16 protein-coding genes and 1 pseudogene are annotated in these 17,285 nt (G+C 73.3%); 9 read left to right on the top strand and 8 right to left on the bottom strand.

Translation table 11 applies throughout. The annotated features are described in order from the left end of the window. Positions 1-19: 19 nt before the first annotated feature. Positions 20-1,012 carry an N-acetylglucosamine kinase gene (locus JKV81_RS23410; RefSeq protein ID WP_202077694.1) on the top strand — a complete coding sequence of 331 codons (993 nt, stop codon included), beginning with the start codon at positions 20-22 and terminating at the stop codon, positions 1,010-1,012. Positions 1,013-1,150: 138 nt separating this feature from the next. After that, positions 1,151-2,074: a sirohydrochlorin chelatase gene (locus JKV81_RS23405; protein WP_202077618.1), complete on the top strand. Its 924-nt coding sequence runs from the start codon at positions 1,151-1,153 to the stop codon at positions 2,072-2,074. Positions 2,075-2,188: 114 nt separating this feature from the next. Here JKV81_RS23405 and JKV81_RS23400 read toward each other — a convergent pair whose 3' ends face one another. The 3 genes and pseudogenes from JKV81_RS23400 to JKV81_RS23390 all read right to left on the bottom strand — a co-directional run. Then, positions 2,189-3,259 carry a lactonase family protein gene (locus tag JKV81_RS23400; RefSeq protein WP_129260842.1) on the bottom strand — a complete coding sequence of 357 codons (1,071 nt, stop codon included), beginning with the start codon at positions 3,257-3,259 and terminating at the stop codon, positions 2,189-2,191. A gap of 91 nt (positions 3,260-3,350) precedes the next feature. After that, positions 3,351-4,862, bottom strand: a complete 1,512-nt coding sequence (locus tag JKV81_RS23395) for an FUSC family protein (protein WP_202077616.1) — start codon at positions 4,860-4,862, stop codon at positions 3,351-3,353. Positions 4,863-5,090: 228 nt separating this feature from the next. After that, positions 5,091-5,453: pseudogene (locus JKV81_RS23390) on the bottom strand (MmyB family transcriptional regulator); the annotation flags it as partial. A gap of 98 nt (positions 5,454-5,551) precedes the next feature. Here JKV81_RS23390 and JKV81_RS23385 point away from each other — a divergent pair. Beyond that, entirely contained in the window at positions 5,552-5,902 is a 351-nt protein-coding gene (locus JKV81_RS23385; RefSeq protein ID WP_129260844.1) for a hypothetical protein, read from the top strand. A 93-nt stretch (positions 5,903-5,995) separates the two neighbouring features. Here the strand turns inward: JKV81_RS23385 and JKV81_RS23380 are convergent, their stop codons facing one another. Both JKV81_RS23380 and JKV81_RS23375 read right to left on the bottom strand, forming a co-directional pair. Next, the gene (locus JKV81_RS23380) at positions 5,996-6,448 is read right to left on the bottom strand and encodes a hypothetical protein (RefSeq protein WP_236057504.1); all 453 of its coding nucleotides are present in this window, start codon (positions 6,446-6,448) and stop codon (positions 5,996-5,998) included. Between the two features lie 152 nt (positions 6,449-6,600). Next, positions 6,601-7,326, bottom strand: coding sequence for an acyl-CoA-like ligand-binding transcription factor (locus JKV81_RS23375; protein ID WP_202077614.1), 726 nt, complete (start codon positions 7,324-7,326; stop codon positions 6,601-6,603). Positions 7,327-7,422: 96 nt separating this feature from the next. On the opposite strand from JKV81_RS23375, the gene JKV81_RS23370 reads away from it, so the two are divergent. From JKV81_RS23370 to JKV81_RS23360, 3 genes are all read left to right on the top strand, one after another. Then, the gene (locus JKV81_RS23370) at positions 7,423-8,190 is read left to right on the top strand and encodes an SDR family NAD(P)-dependent oxidoreductase (protein WP_202077612.1); all 768 of its coding nucleotides are present in this window, start codon (positions 7,423-7,425) and stop codon (positions 8,188-8,190) included. Positions 8,191-8,436: 246 nt separating this feature from the next. Next, positions 8,437-10,260 carry a flavin-containing monooxygenase gene (locus JKV81_RS23365; protein WP_202077610.1) on the top strand — a complete coding sequence of 608 codons (1,824 nt, stop codon included), beginning with the start codon at positions 8,437-8,439 and terminating at the stop codon, positions 10,258-10,260. A 5-nt stretch (positions 10,261-10,265) separates the two neighbouring features. Beyond that, on the top strand, positions 10,266-11,924 hold the full coding sequence (locus tag JKV81_RS23360; protein ID WP_202077608.1) for an NHL repeat-containing protein: 1,659 nt from the start codon (positions 10,266-10,268) through the stop codon (positions 11,922-11,924). 62 nt (positions 11,925-11,986) lie between these two features. Here JKV81_RS23360 and JKV81_RS23355 read toward each other — a convergent pair whose 3' ends face one another. Next, positions 11,987-13,072 carry an amidinotransferase gene (locus JKV81_RS23355; protein WP_129260849.1) on the bottom strand — a complete coding sequence of 362 codons (1,086 nt, stop codon included), beginning with the start codon at positions 13,070-13,072 and terminating at the stop codon, positions 11,987-11,989. Positions 13,073-13,250: 178 nt separating this feature from the next. On the opposite strand from JKV81_RS23355, the gene JKV81_RS23350 reads away from it, so the two are divergent. The 3 genes from JKV81_RS23350 (at position 13,251) to JKV81_RS23340 (ending at position 15,870) form a co-directional block, all read left to right on the top strand. Next, complete coding sequence (locus tag JKV81_RS23350; protein ID WP_129260850.1) at positions 13,251-13,730, top strand: Lrp/AsnC family transcriptional regulator; 480 nt, start codon at positions 13,251-13,253, stop codon at positions 13,728-13,730. Positions 13,731-13,754: 24 nt separating this feature from the next. After that, positions 13,755-14,444: an HAD family hydrolase gene (locus JKV81_RS23345; protein ID WP_129260851.1), complete on the top strand. Its 690-nt coding sequence runs from the start codon at positions 13,755-13,757 to the stop codon at positions 14,442-14,444. A 190-nt stretch (positions 14,445-14,634) separates the two neighbouring features. Then, positions 14,635-15,870 carry a serine/threonine-protein kinase gene (locus tag JKV81_RS23340; protein ID WP_202077606.1) on the top strand — a complete coding sequence of 412 codons (1,236 nt, stop codon included), beginning with the start codon at positions 14,635-14,637 and terminating at the stop codon, positions 15,868-15,870. Between the two features lie 9 nt (positions 15,871-15,879). Here JKV81_RS23340 and JKV81_RS23335 read toward each other — a convergent pair whose 3' ends face one another. Continuing rightward, a complete protein-coding gene (locus tag JKV81_RS23335) occupies positions 15,880-16,872 on the bottom strand; it encodes an aldo/keto reductase (protein ID WP_202077604.1) in 993 nt (330 codons plus the stop codon). A 54-nt stretch (positions 16,873-16,926) separates the two neighbouring features. After that, the coding region (locus JKV81_RS23330) for a glycoside hydrolase family 16 protein (RefSeq protein WP_202077602.1) at positions 16,927-17,285 on the bottom strand (359 nt) is incomplete at its 5' end.

Raw genomic sequence — 17,285 nt, 5'->3', positions numbered from 1 at the left:
CGGCTCGACGGGTGCCGGCATGACGGGTGACGCGTTCGTCCTGGGCGTCGATTCCGGCGGGTCGGGCCTGCGCGTGGCACTCGGTCCGCCGGACGCGGGGCGCCCGGCGTTCACCACGGTCTGCGCCGAGCCCGTACGGACGGGTGCCGACGGCATCGACGCCGGCCATCTCCTGGAGCAGCTGCTGCCCGCCGTCCGCCGGCTGCTGGAGCAGGCGGGGACCGGCGCGGCCGTCGGCGCCGTGGCGATCGGGGCGGCCGGCATGGCGACACTCGGCGACCAGCTGCGCGCCCGGCTGCCCGGCGCCCTCGCGGACGCGCTGGGTGTACGGCGGCTGGCGCTGGCCGCCGACGCGGTGACCGCGTACGCCGGGGCGCTGGGACAGCGGCCCGGGGCGGTCGTCGCGGGCGGCACCGGCATGATCGCGCTCGGCACCGACCTCACGACGTGGCGCAGGGCGGACGGCTGGGGTCATCTGCTGGGCGACAGCGGCGGCGGTGCCTGGATCGGCCGGGCGGGGCTGGACGCGGCGATGCGGGCCCATGACGGCCGCCGTGGCGGTTCGCCCGCGCTGCTGGAGAGGGCCGAGGCGGTCTTCGGGCCGGCCGCCGGTCTTCCGGGCCTGCTCTATCCGCGTACGGACCGTCCCGCGCTGCTCGCCTCCTTCGCGCCCGAGGTCGGAGCCTGCGCACCCGGGGACGAGGTCGCGGCGGGGATCCTGCGGGACGCGGCGGCGCACATCGCCGAGGCGGCGGCAGCGGTCTGCCCCGGTCCGGCGGACTCACGCCCCGAGGGCTGCGAAGTCGCTCTGACCGGTGGGCTGTTCCGCATGGGCGAGCCTCTTCTCGGGCCGTTGCGCGGGGAGCTGGCCCAGCAGGTCCCGCAGGCCCGGGTGGTCCCGGCGGAGGGCGATCCGCTGCACGGCGCGCTGAGGATCGCCCGGGCCCTCGCCGAAGGGCGGCTGCGGCTGCCACCCCATCCGGCCCTGCTGTTCGTACCGGGAGTAACGTAGGCAATCCGAGCAACCGTCAGCCCGGACAGAGCAGGTCAGCCGCCCTCTATGCCGCTCAACAGACATATACGGACAGATAACGCCTGACGGCCCCCTCCCCGAACAGAGGGGCACCCAAAACCAGTAGCATGCGGCGCCATGAGCACCCCCACTGGGCCCGCTTCCGGCCTGCCTGTACGAATGCCGCGACCTCGCCAGTCCGGACGGCACCGCCGCCCGGAGCCCGTGGTCGCACCTGAGGGCGCTGCCGCGCTCGTTCTTGCCCTTCCCGGTACCCCTTCCCCGGCCTCGCGCAGCCTGGCCGAGGAAGTGATCAGCATCGCCCGTTCCGAGCTGCCCGGTCTGAACGCGCAGATCGGTTATCTCGACGGCGACGACGCCGAATATCCGACGCTCACCTCCGTACTCACCCATGCCGCCGCCGAGCGCACCGCGCGCTACGAGCAGGCCACCGCCGCGGGCCGCGAGGTCGCCGAGCCCTCGGGCCCGTCGGCTGTCGTGGTGCCGCTGCTCGCGGGCCCTGACAGCGCCCTGATCCGGCGTATACGGCAGGCGGTCATGGACAGCGGGACGCAGGCCGAGCTGACCGACGTACTGGGTCCGCACCCGCTGCTCGCCGAGGCGCTGCACGTGCGTCTCTCGGAGGCCGGTCTGGCGCGCGCGGACCGCGCCCGGCTGTTCACCGTGGCGACGGCGGCCGACGGCATCGTGCTGGCCACGGTGGGCGGCGAGGAGGCCGTGCAGGCCGCCGGGATCACCGGCATGCTGCTGGCCGCCCGTCTCGCCGTGCCGGTGATGGCCGCGGCCCTGGACATGGAGGGCTCGGTCGCCTCGATCGCCGCGCAGCTGCAGAACTCCGGTTCCGCCCAGCTCGCGCTGGCGCCGTACCTGGTGGGCCCGGAGATCGACGCCGGGCTGCTGGACGCCGCCGCGAAGGAGGCCGGCTGCTCGACCGCCGAGCCGCTCGGCGCGTACCCGGCCATCGGGAAGCTCGTGCTCTCCCTCTACGCGACGACGCTGGGCATCACCCCGGCGACCCCGCAGGGCGCCCAGGCGCACTGATCGGCCGAGCACCGGTCCCGCGCAGGGCGGCACGGCGCGGGACGGCAGGAACGACACGGCGCGGACCAGGTTCTCCCCGGTCCGCGCCGTTTCCCGTCGCCGGGCCGGGCGGCGTCAGCCGAAGACCACGCAGGAGGCGGCCGGGACCTCGAGGGAGCCCGCGTGTGCCGGGATCCCCGTCTCCGCGTCCACGGCGAACCAGCTGACGTTCCCGGAGTGCTCGTTGGCGGCGTACAGCCACTGCCCGGTGGGGTCGAGGGTCAGGTCGCGGGGCCAGCGTCCTCCGCAGCCCACGGCGGCGGCCAGGACGGGCTTCTCGCCGGTCTCGTCGAGGGTGAGGACCGAGATGCTGTCGTGCCCGCGGTTGGCGGTCCACAGGAAGCGGCCGTCACGCGAGACCACCACCTCCGAGGGGTACGTGCGCACGCCGGCGGCCTCGTCGTGGTCGTACGGCAGCACCTGCGTCTCCCCGAGCGGTTCGAGCAGGCCGGCTGCCGCGTCCCAGCGGCACACGGTGACCGTGGGCTCCAGCTCGTTCAGTACGTACGCCTGTCCCCCGGACGGGTGAAAGGCGAGGTGGCGCGGGCCGGTCCCGGGCCGCAGCGCGGTCTCGGCGTGCAGCCGCAGGGAGCCGGTGTCCGGGTCGAGTGCGCAGACACGTACGGAGTCCGTCCCGAGGTCCACGCTCAGCACCCAGTTCCCGGAGGGGTCGGCCAGCACCTGGTGGGCGTGCGGGCCCGCCTGGCGGCCTTCGTCGGGGCCCCGGCCCTCGTGCCGCAGCACGCCGGCCGCCGGGCCGGGTGAGCCGTCGTCCCCGAGGGGCAGCGCGGTGACGCTGCCGGAGCCGTAGTTGGCGGTCAGGAGGTGACCCGCGGCCAGGGCCAGATGAGTGGGGCTGCTCCCGTCGACCGGCCGCACCTCGCCGATCGGCCGGAGTGTGCCGTCGTCGTCGGTGGAGAAGGCCGCCACGGCCCCGTCGGTGGCCTCGCTGACCGCGTACAGCACGGGGGCGCCCGTCCCGGGAGCGTGGCCGACCGCGAGGAAGGACGGGTCGGCCAGGACGTCCGTGGACCCCAGCACGGTCGGCGCACCGGTGTCCCGGTCGACGGCGGCGACGCTGATGCCATGGCCGCCCGCCGACGTGAACGACCCTATGAATGCCCGCTGTGCGTGGTCGGCGCCCATCGCGCTACCCCTCTTCACGTCCGTCCCGATCTTCCCGGGCGACGGTAGCAGGCAGCGTTTTCCGGTCCGGACCGGAAAGGGGGGCGCGCCGTCAGGCGCCGGCCGGAACGCGGCCGGCCCTGCGCAGCGGCACGGCGAGTTCGAGCAGGGCACGCTCCAGCGCGTGGAGGTGGGCGAGCACCTGCTCGGCGCCCGTCGGCTCGGTGGCCGGCGCGTCCGCGGGCCGGACGCTCCGCCCGACGGCCGGGGCGTCGGTGAGGGCCTCCACGGCCGCCTCCACCCGCCAGCAGGCCGCGGCGAGCCGTACGTCGTGCGAGGCCTCCGGGTCGGCGGCGACGGAGGCCAGGCCGCGTACCTCGCGTACGCAGTCGTCGAGCAGGGCGAGCACCTGGCGCGCCCTGCGCTTGCGGGCCTTCAGCGGGTTGAGCGGGTGCACCAGCGGCGCGAGCGACAGCCGCACCCGGCCCAGGATCGCCTCCAGCTCGGCGACGCGTGCGGGCGCGTCGGCGTCCTCGCTCCCGGCGAGCCGGGCGGCGGCCTCCGCCGTGCAGGTGTGCACGCAGCGCAGCGCCCGCTCCACCCAGGCCTCGGTCACCGAGTGCGTGGTGACCGGCAGCACGAACAGCACCGCCAGTACGGCGCCCAGCGCCCCGGTCGCCGTCTCGGTCACCCGCAGCAGGAGCAGGTCCGTGTCGAGGACGCCGAGCAGTCCGTACAGCATGCTCGCCATGACGGTCACGGCCAGCATCATCCAGGTGTAGGAGACGGCGGCGGTGTAGAAGATCCCGAACACACCGACCGCCACGACCACGGCGGCCACGACCGGCTCGTGGTGCAGCGGCACGGCCACGGCGAAGCCCAGCCCGATCCCGAGCACCGTCCCCAGGAACCGCCGGAAGCCGCGTACGACGGTCTCGCCGCGCGAGGTCGTGGCCACGAACACCCACCAGGTGGCGCCGACCGCCCAGTACCAGCGCTGGTCGGAGAGCACCTGTCCCACCGCGAGCGCGAAGGCGGCTCCCGAGGTCGCCTGCACGGCCTGTCGCGTCGTGATCCGCGCGAGCCCTGACGCCTCGGCGGGGAGGGCGACCGCCACGGGGGCGGCGAACCGTCGCTCGTAGCACCACAGCCCGAACCGCACCAGCGACGAGGCGGCGAGCGACAGCAGCACGGCCGCGTACAGCTCGGGCAGCTGGCCGGGCACGGTGTGCAGGAACTGGGCGGAGAAGTAGGACATGAAGCCGAAGACGCCCAGGGAGTGCCCGCGAGGTCCCCAGCGCCTCGCGTACACCCCCGCTCCGACGACGGCGAGGAACGCCAGGTCGCGGGCGACGGGCAGGTCGTGCAGCACCGCGGCGAGCGTGAGCACCGGGAGACCGGCCACGGGGAGCAGCGCGGTCGTGACCGCCTGCCCGCGCACGGTCGGGTCGGTGACCGTGAACAGGGCGAGAAGCGCGGCCAGACCGCCGGTGATGGCAGCCGTCAGCGAGTGTCCGGCCGCCCCGCACAGCGCGACGGCGAACCCGATGCCGAGCACGGCCCGGGACGCGAACCGCAGCCGCATCCGCCCCGGATCCGGTGCGACGAACGCCCTCTTCAGCAAGTTGCCCCGCCCCTTTCACCGGTCGGACCGGCGCAGACATGAGAAAGGCGCCGCGAGGATCCCAGGGGGACCCGCAGCGCCATTGACAGGTCTATCTCAGCAGCTGGTGGGCTGGTGGTTCAAACGGGACCCGTTCCATTGGGCCATTGGCACAGTACGGCTCCACCCTGCCGGGCCGCGGGAGAGCCAACGGACCACCCTCCTGGGGCTCCCCTCCGTACGGGCCCGTCACGGCCCCTGCGTGACACCGGCCGCCCGGGGGGCGGCGGCCAGGTCGAGCAGCAGCATGGCGTCGTGGTCGGGGGTGCCGGGTTGTGCGGTGCAGACGCCCATGCGCTGGCCCGGGGTGCCCTCCAGGGCCATGCCCTGGAAGGCGAGGGTGATCCGGCCGACCTCGGGGTGCTGGAACGTCTTGGTGGCGGCCTTGCGGCCGGTGACCTCGTAGCGCTCCCAGAGTCCGGCGAAGTCCGGGCTCTTCAGGAGCAGCTCGCCCACCAGCCGGGTGAGGTCGGGGGCGTCCGGGTCGATGCCGGCCAGGGCGCGAAGCCGGGAGACGCAGTGGCGGATCTGGTTGTCCCAGTCGGGAAGGAGCTGAGGACCTGCCTTTCACGGCCGGGACGCCGGAGCGGCTCACGGGCCGGATCGTCGCCGGCCCGGCCGTCGACGGAACCCGCACCGCGCGCATCGAGGTGGCCCACGACGGCACCACCGCCCGTGCCGACCTCGGCCAGGCCCTGCGGGGCCACCGCTTCGCCCACCGCGAGGAGCCCACCGAGGGGACTCCGCCCCCGCCGGCCGCCGGCGCCGCCCGGACCGCCGACGTACGAGCCGTACTGGACGCCCCGGGACTGGTCTGGACGCAGGACGGCGAGGTCGCCGTGGAGGCCACCGGCCAGGACGACCTCGCCGTCCTGGCCCTGCTCGGCCGGCTCTACCCGGAGAACGTCGTCCTGCGCCCCGCCGGACCGGCGGCCGTGAGCAGCGGTGGGCCCGGCCGTCTCGTCGTCCACGTGACGGACCCCGGAGGCGACGAAGGGTAGGAGGCACCGCTGAACAATGACGCGGCGGGGCCTGGCGCGTGACGTGCCGTCAGCGGTCGCAGGTCGTACGACACACGGATTCACAGCACCCGGTCAGCGCCCGTACGTCGTACGGCACAGGTCCATGATGTCGGCCGACGCGACACCCCGGCCGGTCGCGCAGACGGTACGCATGTCGTACGTCTGCCGCGGCTGCGCCCTGCGGGGCGTGGCCGCACGGCGCGGAGGCTGCGGGCGGACCGGCACGGACACGCGCGGCGGCTGGTTCCGCGCCTCCTGGCGCGCCGGCGGCGCACCGGCGGCCGCACGGGACGGCGCACGCGCCCCCTTCTCCTTCTCGCGCTTCCCGTCCTTCGCACGATCGGTCCCCTCCTCGGCCTTCCCCAGGGCGTCGTGGACGGCCGGGGGTGCGGCGGGCGCCCTGGACGCCTGCGCGGCGGGGGCGTTCCCGGGACGTACGGAGGCGGAGGGCGCGGGCCTCTCCGCCTTCGCCGGGACGGAGACACAGCCGGCCGCGCCCAGCAGGGCGACGAGCACGAGGGACATGGGCCGCAGGTTCATGCCCTGGTCAACGACCGGCCGCGCGAGCGGACACGTCCCGGATCACCCGCCCGGGAACGGAACAGCCGGGACGACCCGGCCCCGAGGACCACCGGTCAACGGAACAGCCGGGACCACCGGGATCCGAGGGCCACCGGTCAGTCGGAGAGGCCCGACCGCGCGATGGCCAGCGCACGGTGGATGGTGCGGGACAGCGGAAGCGGCTGGGGGTCCTCGCCCCACGCCCATTGCTCGACCGCGACGCGGAGCGCGCCGTTGAGCAGGGTCGCCTGCACCCGCGGCTCAAGGTCGTCCGGCCCGTGGCCGGCGCGCTCGGCGAGCACCTCGGCGAAGGCGGGCTCCGCGTCGTGGTGGACCTGGAGCCATACCGCGCGCAGCCCCGGTTCGGTCCGGGTGAGCCGGACCAGGTCCCGCAGCGCCTCCGCGTCGGAGTCCCGCGCCCCGTCCGCCTCCGGGGTGGAGGTCCCCACGACGGCCTCCGCCAGTGGCCGGTCGCGTGGCCACGACCGCATGAGCGCGATGACGAAGTCGAGCGCGTACGTCAGCAGGGGGCGGACGCACAGTTCCTTGGAGGAGGTGTAGCGCCACAGGGTCCGCTGCGAGATCCCGGCGGCGGCCGCGATCTCCTCGGCGGTGGTCGCCGCCACCCCCCGGTCGGCGAAGAGACGTACGGCCTCGCGGGCGATCTCCAGCCGTGTCGCCGCTTTGCGGCGCTCGGTCAGCGGCGGGCGCCCGAGACGGGCTCCGCCGTCTGCGGCACCTGCTCCGGCCCCGGATCCTGCGGCGGTCGGAGCGATGTCGTGCACCCCGTCGACGTGCGCGGTCTCCACGGTTTCGGCCACCTTCCCTCCGGCTGCGCCCATCGTAGCGATATCTTTTCTGGCACACCTCGCCATTTTGGCACTGCACGCCATTAAAGGTAGCGTGCCTCTCCCGTCACCGGACACCAGGAGCATCACGTGAGCGTCACCGCGAGCAGCCAGGGCCGCAGCGTCATCGTCACCGGCGCCGGATCGGGCATCGGCAGGGCCACCGCCCTGCTGTTCGCGGAGGAAGGCGCGCGCATCGTGGTCGCCGATGTCGACAACGCGGCCGCCCGCGCCGTCGCCGAGGAGGTGGAGCGGGCCGGCGGGACCGCGGTGACCGTGATCGGCGACCTGCGCGAGCAGACGGTCGTGGACCGGGTCGCGGCGACGGCGGTGGAGGAGTTCGGCGGCATAGACGTCCTGGTCAACAACGCCGGGGTCATGGACAGCATGTCGGCGGCGGCGGACACCGGCGACGACGAGTGGGACCGCGTCATCGGCATCAACCTCACAGCCCCGTTCCGCCTCACGCGGGCCGCGCTGCCGCACATGCTCGCCGCCGGGAAGGGCGCCGTCGTCTTCACCGCCTCCGAGGCCTCCCTGCGGGGCAGCGCGGCGGGCGCCGCCTACACGGCGTCCAAGCACGGCATCGCCGGCCTGACCAAGTCCTTGGCGGTCATGTACCGCGACAAGGGCATCCGCTCCAACGCCATCGCCCCCGGCGGCACCCTCACCAACATCCGGGTCGACGCGGACCGCGGCGCCCACGGACCGGCCGCCCTCGCCCCCTACATGGGCAACGTCGGATCGCCCGCGCGGGCGGAGGAGCAGGCGGCGGCGATCGCCTTCCTCGCGTCCGACGCGGCGAGCAACATCAACGGGGCGGTCCTTCCCGTCGACAACGGCTGGTCCGCGGTCTGAGCACCCCTCACCCCACACACGGGCAGACCACAATATGTATCTGCCACATGATGTGTACTATGCACTTCGTAAGAGCGCACACCGCAAGTCCCCTGCGGAACGGGGGCAGTTACGCGCGGGCGCCCACCGGACGCGGACGACCGCGTCCGCCTACGGCCGCCACCCGGACACCCGGCACACCGGCAGCCGCACGACGACACCAGCCATGACCCGCCCCCTGATCCGCCCAGAGGAACGAGGCCCTGCATGCCCTCCCCCCACACCTCACCCGCCGGCCCCGACACGCAGCCGGACTTCGACCCGGAGGAGCTGCGCCTGAAGTACCGCGCGGAGCGCGACCGCCGCATCCGCCCCGACGGCAGCGCCCAGTACCGCAGCGCCGCCGGTGAGTTCGGCTACTACGACGCCGACCCGCACGCCGACCCCGACCTCAGCCGGGAGCCCCTGCTGGACCGGGTCGACGCGGTGATCGTCGGCGGCGGGTTCGGCGGCCTGCTCGCCGCCGCACGGCTCCGGCAGGCGGGCGTACGGTCGATCCGGGTGATCGAGAAGGGCGGGGACTTCGGCGGCACCTGGTACTGGAACCGGTACCCGGGCATCCACTGCGACATCGACGCCTACACCTACATGCCCCTGCTGGAGGAGGTCGGCTACGTCCCGAAGTGGAAGTACGCGCCGGGCGAGGAGATCCGCGAGCACGCGCAGGCCGTCGCACGGCACTTCGGCCTCTACGACGACGCCTGCTTCCAGACCGAGGCCACCGAGCTGCGCTGGGACGACGCCGCGTCGGAGTGGACGGTGAGCACCGACCGCGGGGACCGCGTCAGGGCGCGTTACGTCGTGGTGTCCAGCGGCACGCTCAGCCGGGCGAAGCTGCCCGGCATACCGGGCATCGAGACCTTCGCGGGCCACACCTTCCACACCAGCCGCTGGGACTACGCGTACACCGGAGGCGACCAGGACGGCGGCCTGACGGGCCTCGCCGACAAGCGGGTGGCCCTCATCGGTACGGGAGCCACGGCCATCCAGGTCGTCCCGCACCTCGGAGCCGACGCGCGGCAGGTGTACGTCTTCCAGCGCACGCCCTCCTCGGTCGACGTCCGGGACAACCGGCCCACCGACCCGGAGTGGGCCGAGTCGCTCCGGCCGGGCTGGCAGCGGCGCCGGATGGAGAACTTCCTCCAGGTCGTCACCGGCAGGAAGGTCGCCGAGGACCTGGTGGACGACGCCTGGACCAGCACGGCCCGCCTGCAGGAGAAGCTCATCCCGACCGACACGTACGCGGACGTGCCCGCCGAGGAGCGTGAACGGGCGTACGAGCTCGCCGACTTCCAGAAGATGAACGAGATCCGCGCCCGCGTGGACGCCCTGGTGGAGGACGAGGAGACCGCGGAGAAGCTCAAGCCCTGGTACCGCTACATGTGCAAGCGGCCCACGTTCAGCGACCACTACCTGCAGACCTTCAACCGCCCCAACGTCACGCTCGTGGACACCGCGGACACCCACGGTGTCGAGCGGATCACCAAGGACGCGGTGGTGGTCGGCGGTGTCGAGTACGAGGTCGACTGCATCATCTTCGCGACCGGGTTCGAGGTGGGTGTCTCCGGTGTGATGTCGGGGAGGCTCCCCGTGTACGGGCGGGACGGCGTGAGCCTGCTGGAGTCCTGGGCGGCCGAGGGCCCGAAGACGCTCCACGGGTTCTACAGCCACGGCTTCCCGAACTTCTTCCAGCTCGGCCCCCTGCAGAACGCCAGCTCCGTCAACTACGTCCACATCCTCGACGAGCAGGCCACGCATGTCGCCGAGGTCGTCGCCGAGTCGGAGAGGCGCAGGGCGCGGCGCGTCGAGCCGACCGTCGAGGCGCAGGAGGAGTGGGTCGCCACGATCCGCCGGAAGGCGCCGAGTCTGCACGCCTTCCAGGCGGAGTGCACCCCCGGGTACTACAACAACGAGGGCAGGCCACGGGCGCGCAGCGAGTCCTTCGGTGACGGGCCGGTCGCCTTCCACGAGTTGCTCAGGGAGTGGCGCGAGAGCGACGGCATGGACGACGTCCTGGTCGAGGCGGAGTGACGGGCGTGCGCGGGACGGAGAAGCGGGCGGCCGGATACCCCAGCAGGTTCGACGGAACAGGGCCGCCGAACCCCCACCCGACCGCGGCGAGGCTCAATCCCGCGAACCCGCTGTGGGGGTCGAACGGCATCGCGTTCGGCCCGGACGGACGGCTGTACGTCGCCGAGTTCCTGGGCGGCCGGATCAGCGCGGTCGACCTGGCAAGGGGTGAACTCGACGTCGTCGTACCGGCGGGCGGTCCGGTCCGGTCGCCGGACGACCTCGCGTTCGGTGCGGACGGCTCGATGTACATCGCGGACCTGGTCCCGGGGCGCGTCTGGCGGCGTACTCCCGGGGGCGAGTACTCCCTGGTCTGCGACGAGGTGAAGAACCCCAACGGCATCACGTGCGTCGGGGACCGGCTGTTCGTCAACGAGATGAAGCCGGACGGCCGTCTGCTGGAGCTCTTCCCCGACGGGGGCGAGCCGGCCGTGCTCACCGAGGGGCTCGCCATGGGCAACGCGATGCAGCGCGGGCCCGACGGGTACCTCTACTACCCGCACATGATCAGCGGTCAGGTCTGGCGCATCCCGCCGGACGGAGGCGAACCGGAGATGGTCGCGGACGAGGTGGACCGCCCGGTCGCGGTGCGGTTCGACCAGGGCGGCGTCCTGCACGTCCTGTCGCTCGGACCGGAGGGCAGGGTGACGCGCATCGATCTGCACGGCACCGGGTCGAGGACCCTGATCACCAGCGGCGTGGCGGGGCTGGACAACGCGGCGTTCGACGCCGAGAACCGGATGTTCGTCTCCAGCTACGCCAGTGGCGGCATCACCGAGATGCGCCCCGACGGGCGGACCCGGGTGATCGTGCCCCGCGGCTTCGACGGCCCCTACGGCGTCACCGTCGGCCGGGGCGGCACGGTGTACGCGGCCGACCACTACGGGGTGGCGAGCCCGCCGGCCACCACGGCGGGCAGCCGGGCCGACGACGCCCCCGAACCGGCGGTCCAGGTCCTGGCGCCGTTCGTCCACGGCATCGTGGCGGACGGCGATCTCCTGCACCTCACCTCGCAGTTCGGGGACGTACGGACCTATGACCCCGGGCAGGGGTCGATGCGGGCCCGGGCGGGCGGGCTGGACCGGCCCATGGGCATCGCGGTGGGCCCGTCCGGCTCGCTGGTGGTCGCCGAGTCGGGCGGCGGCAGGGTGCTGGCCGTCGACGGCGACGACCAGGTCACCGTGCTCGCGGAGGGGCTCGGCCGCCCCGTCGACGTGGCCTTCGACGCGGCGGGCCGGTGCTACGTCAGCGACGAGCGGGCGGGCGCCGTGCTCAGGCTGGAGGAGGACGGTGCGGCGGCCGTCGTCGCCGACGGGCTCGGCGCGCCCCAGGGGCTGACGGTCCTGGGCGACACGCTGTACACGGTGGAGACCGGGTACCGCAGGGTGCGCGCGGTGTCGCTCGCCACGTCGGCGAGCTGGACCGAGGCCGAGGACCTGCCGGTCGGCCCGGCACCGGACGCGGTCCCCCTGCCTCCGGAGGCCGAACCCGCGCTGTTCGCCCACGGACTGCCGGGCCTCGCCCGCCGCTTCGCCGGGATCGCCGCCGCACCGGACGGCTCGCTCGTCCTGTCCGCCGACGGCGAGGGCACCCTGCTGCGGCTGACCCCGTCCGGACCCCGGTAACGGCACCAGGCGCCGGCCGCCGCTCCGTCCCGGCTCACACGCCGGGGCGGGGCGGCGGCCTGTCAGTCGACGTACGACTCGAGCGTTCCGCGCCGCCGGACGTCGAGCGTCGCGCAGTGGAACGAGCCGCCGAACGGCGCGTAGTGCAGCAGATCGCAGGGGATCGGCTCGAAGCCCCACTTCTCCAGCGCGCGCAGCATGCCGGTGTGACGCCGCTCCGCGATCACCCGCTTCTCGTCGACCATGAGGATGTTCATGCTGAGCCACTTGCCGCAGAGCGAGGTGACCTTGAGCAGCCGGTCGTCGATGCGGTCGGGCTCCGGGGCGACCAGGATGTCCCACGAGCTCAGCACGTCGGGCAGCCGGTCGACGTCGATGTACTCGGGGTTCACCAGCGCCTTGCCGGGAGCGAGCACGAGGAACGTCGTGTCGATGTGCATGGGCGTCCGGCAGCGGCTCTCGATCTCGTGGACGCGGTAGCCGGGCCCGAGATGGCGGCGTACCCACTCGATGCCCATCCGGTTGGTCACGTTGCTCCGCGTGACGAACAGGTCGCGTCCGGCCCGTACGAAGTCCGCCGCGTCGAACACCGGCTCGAACTCGGTGAGGATGTAGCGCATCGGGTCCCCGTCCCCGGGCGTACGGAATTCCGGGTCGAACAGCTCGTCGGTGAGCTGGGGTTTCGGTGCCGCCGTCCAGCGCGCGCCGCGCCGGAAGTAGTCCTTGAGGAGCGTGCGGTAGGAGTGGGTCTCGAAGTACCGGCACGGCCAGGCCATCGGGGTCTCGATGATCTCGTCGCCGATCACGAGCATGCTGTCGCGCGGGCAGGTGTTGCAGAATCCGCGGGACGACCAGCCTGGGGTGGCGAAGCGCTGTCTGTGGTCGACCGGGTCCGGGCGGGTGACCGTGATCCCGAGGGACCGCAGCAGCTCGACGAACTGGTCGAGCTCGTGCTGGGCCGACTCGACCAGCCGGCGGGGATAGCGGAAGCCCGCGGCGAGGCCCTGCAGCCGGGCCGCCCAGGGCGGGATGTTGCACGCCACGACCGGGTGACCGGAGGGGATCGTCGCGCCGTCGAGGCGCCCGACGATGATCTCCTCCAGCGGATCCCACTCGTTGTGCGAGTTGACCGGCGATGTGAGAGCCATGGTGAACCGCTTTCGGTCACAGACCGGTATAACCCTTTACTTCCTGTTTGCCATTCCACGCAATCACGCCCGTACGGTCCCGTCAAACGATCCGCCGGGTCACCGGTGCCGTCCGCCGCCGTCGGCCGTGGGTACAGTCGGGCGACCGGTCACCGAGCCAGGAGGAGTACAGCCCGACATGGCGGTGGACGCCCTCGACACCCGCATCCTCCGGCTGCTCATCGAGCAGCCGCGCACCAGCGTGCGTGAGTACGCGCGCATCCTCGGCGTGGCCCGCGGCACCCTCCAGGCCAGGATGGACCGCCTGGAGCGGGACGGAGTGATCACGGGCACCGGCCCCGCCCTCTCCCCCGCGGCCCTCGGCCACCCGGTGCTCGCCTTCGTCCACCTGGAGGTCACCCAGGGTCATCTGGACGAGGTGGGTGACGCGCTCGCCGCCGTCCCGGAGATCATCGAGGCGTTCTCGACGACCGGGGGCGGCGACCTCCTGACCCGCGTCGTGGCCCGTGACAACGGGCACCTGGAGGACGTGATCCAGCAGCTGATCCAGCTCCCCGGAGTGGTCAGGACCCGGACCGACGTCGCACTGCGCGAGCGGGTGGCGCACCGCGTCCTGCCGCTGGTCGAGGCGGTGGGGCGGGCAGCGGGCCCCGGCTGACCGGCGTCGGGCATGCTGGAGGCCATGAACACCCCGCGCCGCCCCGTACCGCCCGTCCTCTTCGATCTCGACGGCACCCTCGTCGACAGCGAGCCGAACTACTACGAGGCGGGGCGCCGGCTCCTCGCCCGGTACGGCGTGCGGGACTTCGGCTGGGAGCAGCACGCGCGCTTCATCGGGATCGGCACCCGTGAGACCCTCACCGCCCTGCGGGAGGAGTACGGGATCGAGGCACCGGTCGACGAGCTGCTGGCCGGCAAGAACGCCCTGTATCTGGAGCTGGCCGGGGCGTCCACGACCGCCTTCCCCGAGATGCGGGCGCTCGTCGTACGGCTGCACGGGGACGGGGTGCCGATGGCCGTGGCGTCGGGGTCGTCCAGGGCCGCGATCGCGGCGACGCTCGCGGTCACGGGCCTGGACGCGTACCTCCCCCTGTACGTGTCCGCCGAGGAGGTCGCGCACGGCAAGCCGGAGCCCGACGTCTTCCTGGAGGCGGCCCGGCGGCTGGGGGTCGCGCCGGACTCGTGCGTGGTCCTGGAGGACGCGGTCCCGGGGGTCCGGGCCGCTCACGCGGCGGGGATGCGCTGTGTCGCGGTCCCCGAGACCCGGGCGCCGGTGGACGCCGCGGAGTTCGGGAAGGCGGAACTCCTGTTCCCGGGCGGGCAGGCGGAGTTCACGGCGGCCGCGGTGCTCGACTGGCTCGGCACGGGGTGAGAACAGGCCGGTCGGGCCTGCCGATTGGCCGGATCCGGCGTCCCGGGCTCCGGCCGGGCGAAGGGAGGTCCGGGGGACGGATATCCTGATCAGGCCGCGCATCCCGACGCACCGTACCGAGGCGATGAGCCCGAAAAGGTCGCCGCCGCGGCAGTCGGAGCGGGCCATAATTCGAGATTGGTGTGCACAGGTGCTGGTTGCTGGACGGTACCGGCTGATATCCCCCATCGGCCGTGGCGGTATGGGCGAGGTGTGGCGCGCCGAGGACGAGGTCCTGGGGCGGGCCGTGGCGGTGAAGCTGCTGCTGGGCGACCAGGCCGACGCCTCGTCGACCGCGCGTTTCCGCCTGGAGGCGCAGACGGCCGCGCGTCTGAGCCACCCTCACCTGGTGGCGGTGTTCGACTTCGGTTCCTGGGAGGACCGCTTCTATCTGGTGATGGAGCTGGTCGAGGGCCGGAGCCTCGGGGACCTGCTGGAGGCTCAGGAGACGGTCCATCCCGAGCAGGTGGCCCGTATCGCCGGTCAGGCCGCCGCCGGTCTGGCCGCGGCGCACCGGCAGGGCATCGTTCACCGGGACATCAAGCCGGGCAACCTGATGCTGGACGCCGACGGGTCCGTGAAGATCGGGGACTTCGGCATCGCCCAGTTCGTCGACGACCCCTCGACGGCACTGACCACGGCCGGCCACATCGTCGGTACGAGCCTGTATCTGGCGCCCGAGCGGGCCCTGGGCCGTACGGCGGACTCCGCGTCGGACATGTACTCCCTGGGCTGTGTCATCTACCAACTGCTGGTCGGGCAGCCCCCGTTCCGCTCGGACACGGCGACCGCGACGCTCTATCAGCACGTGGACACGCCGCCGGTGCCGGTCAGGCAGCGGGGGGTGGACGTCTCCCCCGCCTTCGACTCGTTTCTGCTGGGCCTGCTGGCGAAGAAGCCGGAGGACCGGCCGAGCGCACAGCAGGTCTCCGACTGGTTCCGTACGGACGCCTGGCGCGGGCGGCCCGAGCCGCTGCCGCATCACTCGGCCGCCGCTCCGCGGGCCGCCGCCCCGGCCGCTCCCGCACCGGCGCAGACTCCCGGGGCCCCGGCGGGCGGGGGCCCGTCGACGTACCGGCTGCCGCAGGCCACCGGTCGCAGACGGGCGGCTCCCGCGCCCCGGGCCTCCAGATCGGCGGCCAGGTCGGCGACGACCCGCCGGATCAGCACGAGTGAGGCCATCCGCCGGCGTCCACGCGTGGCGAGCGCCGTGGCGGGGACGGTCGCGTTCCTGGCGGCGGTGTATCTGGGAACGATCCTCTTCGCGCCGGACACCGGGGCGGCGGACACCCCGGATCCCGGTTCCACGCCGACGGCCGGGATCGAGTCGCCGGCGCCGGCCGGGGCGGCGGTGGACCCGGCCGGTGACGGTGACGGTGACGACTGAGCGGGTGGCTCACCAGCGCCCGTGGACCTCCGCGCGGATCCGCCGGTCGTACAGGTCGCGCACCGCGTCGAGGGTGCTCTGCGGCAGGGGCGGGAGGGCGGCGGCCGACGCGTTGGCGCGGGCCTGGTCCACCGACCGTGCGCCGGGGATGACGCTGGTGACACCGGGCTGCTGGATGATCCAGCGCAGCGCGGTCTGTGCCGCGGTGGCGCCCTCGGGGGCGAGCGCGGCGAACTCGGCCGCGGCGGCCACCCCGGTCGCGTAGTCGATGCCGGAGAACGTCTCGCCCTGGTCGAACGCCTCGCCGTGGCGGTTGTAGGTGCGGTGGTCCTCGGGCGCGAACACGGTGTCGGCGGTGTACTTGCCGGACAGCAGTCCGGAGGCGAGCGGCACCCGCGCGACGATGCCGACCCCGGCCTCCACGGCGGCCGGGAGGACCTCGTCGAGGGGCTTCAGGCGGAACGGGTTGAGGATGATCTGGACGCTCGCGACTCCGGGCCTGGCGATGGCCGTGAGCGCCTCGGCGCAGGTTTCGACGCTCACCGCGTACGCGGCGATCCGCTGCTCGGCGACGAGCGTGTCCAGGGCGTCGTACACGGCGTCCGAGGAGTAGACGGCCGTCGGCGGGCAGTGCAGCTGTACGAGGTCGAGGGTGTCGACGCCGAGGTTGGTACGCGAACGGTCGTTCCAGGTGCGGAAGTTGTCCAGGACGTAGTTCTCCGGAAGCTGTTCCGCGCGCCTGCCCATCTTGGTGGCGACGAAGACGTCCGCGTCCGGGCGGTCCTTCAGATAGCGGCCGATGAGCTGTTCGCTGCGGCCGTCGCCGTAGACGTCGGCGGTGTCGAAGAAGGTGACACCGGACTCGACGGCGGCGTCCAGGACGCCGAAGGCATCGGCCTCCCGCACCTCGCCCCAGTCCCCGCCCAGCTGCCAGGTGCCCTGTCCTACGACCGATACGTCACGGCCGGTCCTGCCGAGTGTGCGCTGCTCCATACGGATCATGCTACGTCGGTGCGCGGACCGGCGGGGGTCTCCGCCGCCGGTCCGCGTCCGCGCTCAGTCGCCCGTGGTCACACGGACGTAGTCGACGACGAGCTCCTGCGGGAAGCTGGTGCTGCCGTCCGGGTCGCCCGGCCAGTAGCCGCCGACGGCGAGGTTGAGGATGAGGAAGAACGGCTTGTCGAACACCCAGTCGTTGCCGTTGAGGTCGGCGGGGGTCCTCTGCTGGTAGACGGTGCCGTCGACGGACCAGGTGATGGAGTCGGGGGCCCAGTCCACGGCGAAGGTGTGGAAGTCGTCGGCGAACGCGGCCCCGCCCGGGAGGGTGTAGCCGGCTCCGATACCGCCGCTGCCGGAGTAGCCGGGGCCGTGCAGCGTGCCGTGGACGGTGCCGGGTTCGAAGCCGACGTTCTCCA

The organism is Streptomyces silvae (assembly GCF_016745505.1).
In the GTDB taxonomy this organism is placed as follows: Bacteria; Actinomycetota; Actinomycetes; order Streptomycetales; family Streptomycetaceae; genus Streptomyces; species Streptomyces silvae.
The sequence above is the reverse complement of the archived record's forward strand: the minus strand, read 5'-3'. Positions and strand labels throughout refer to the sequence as shown.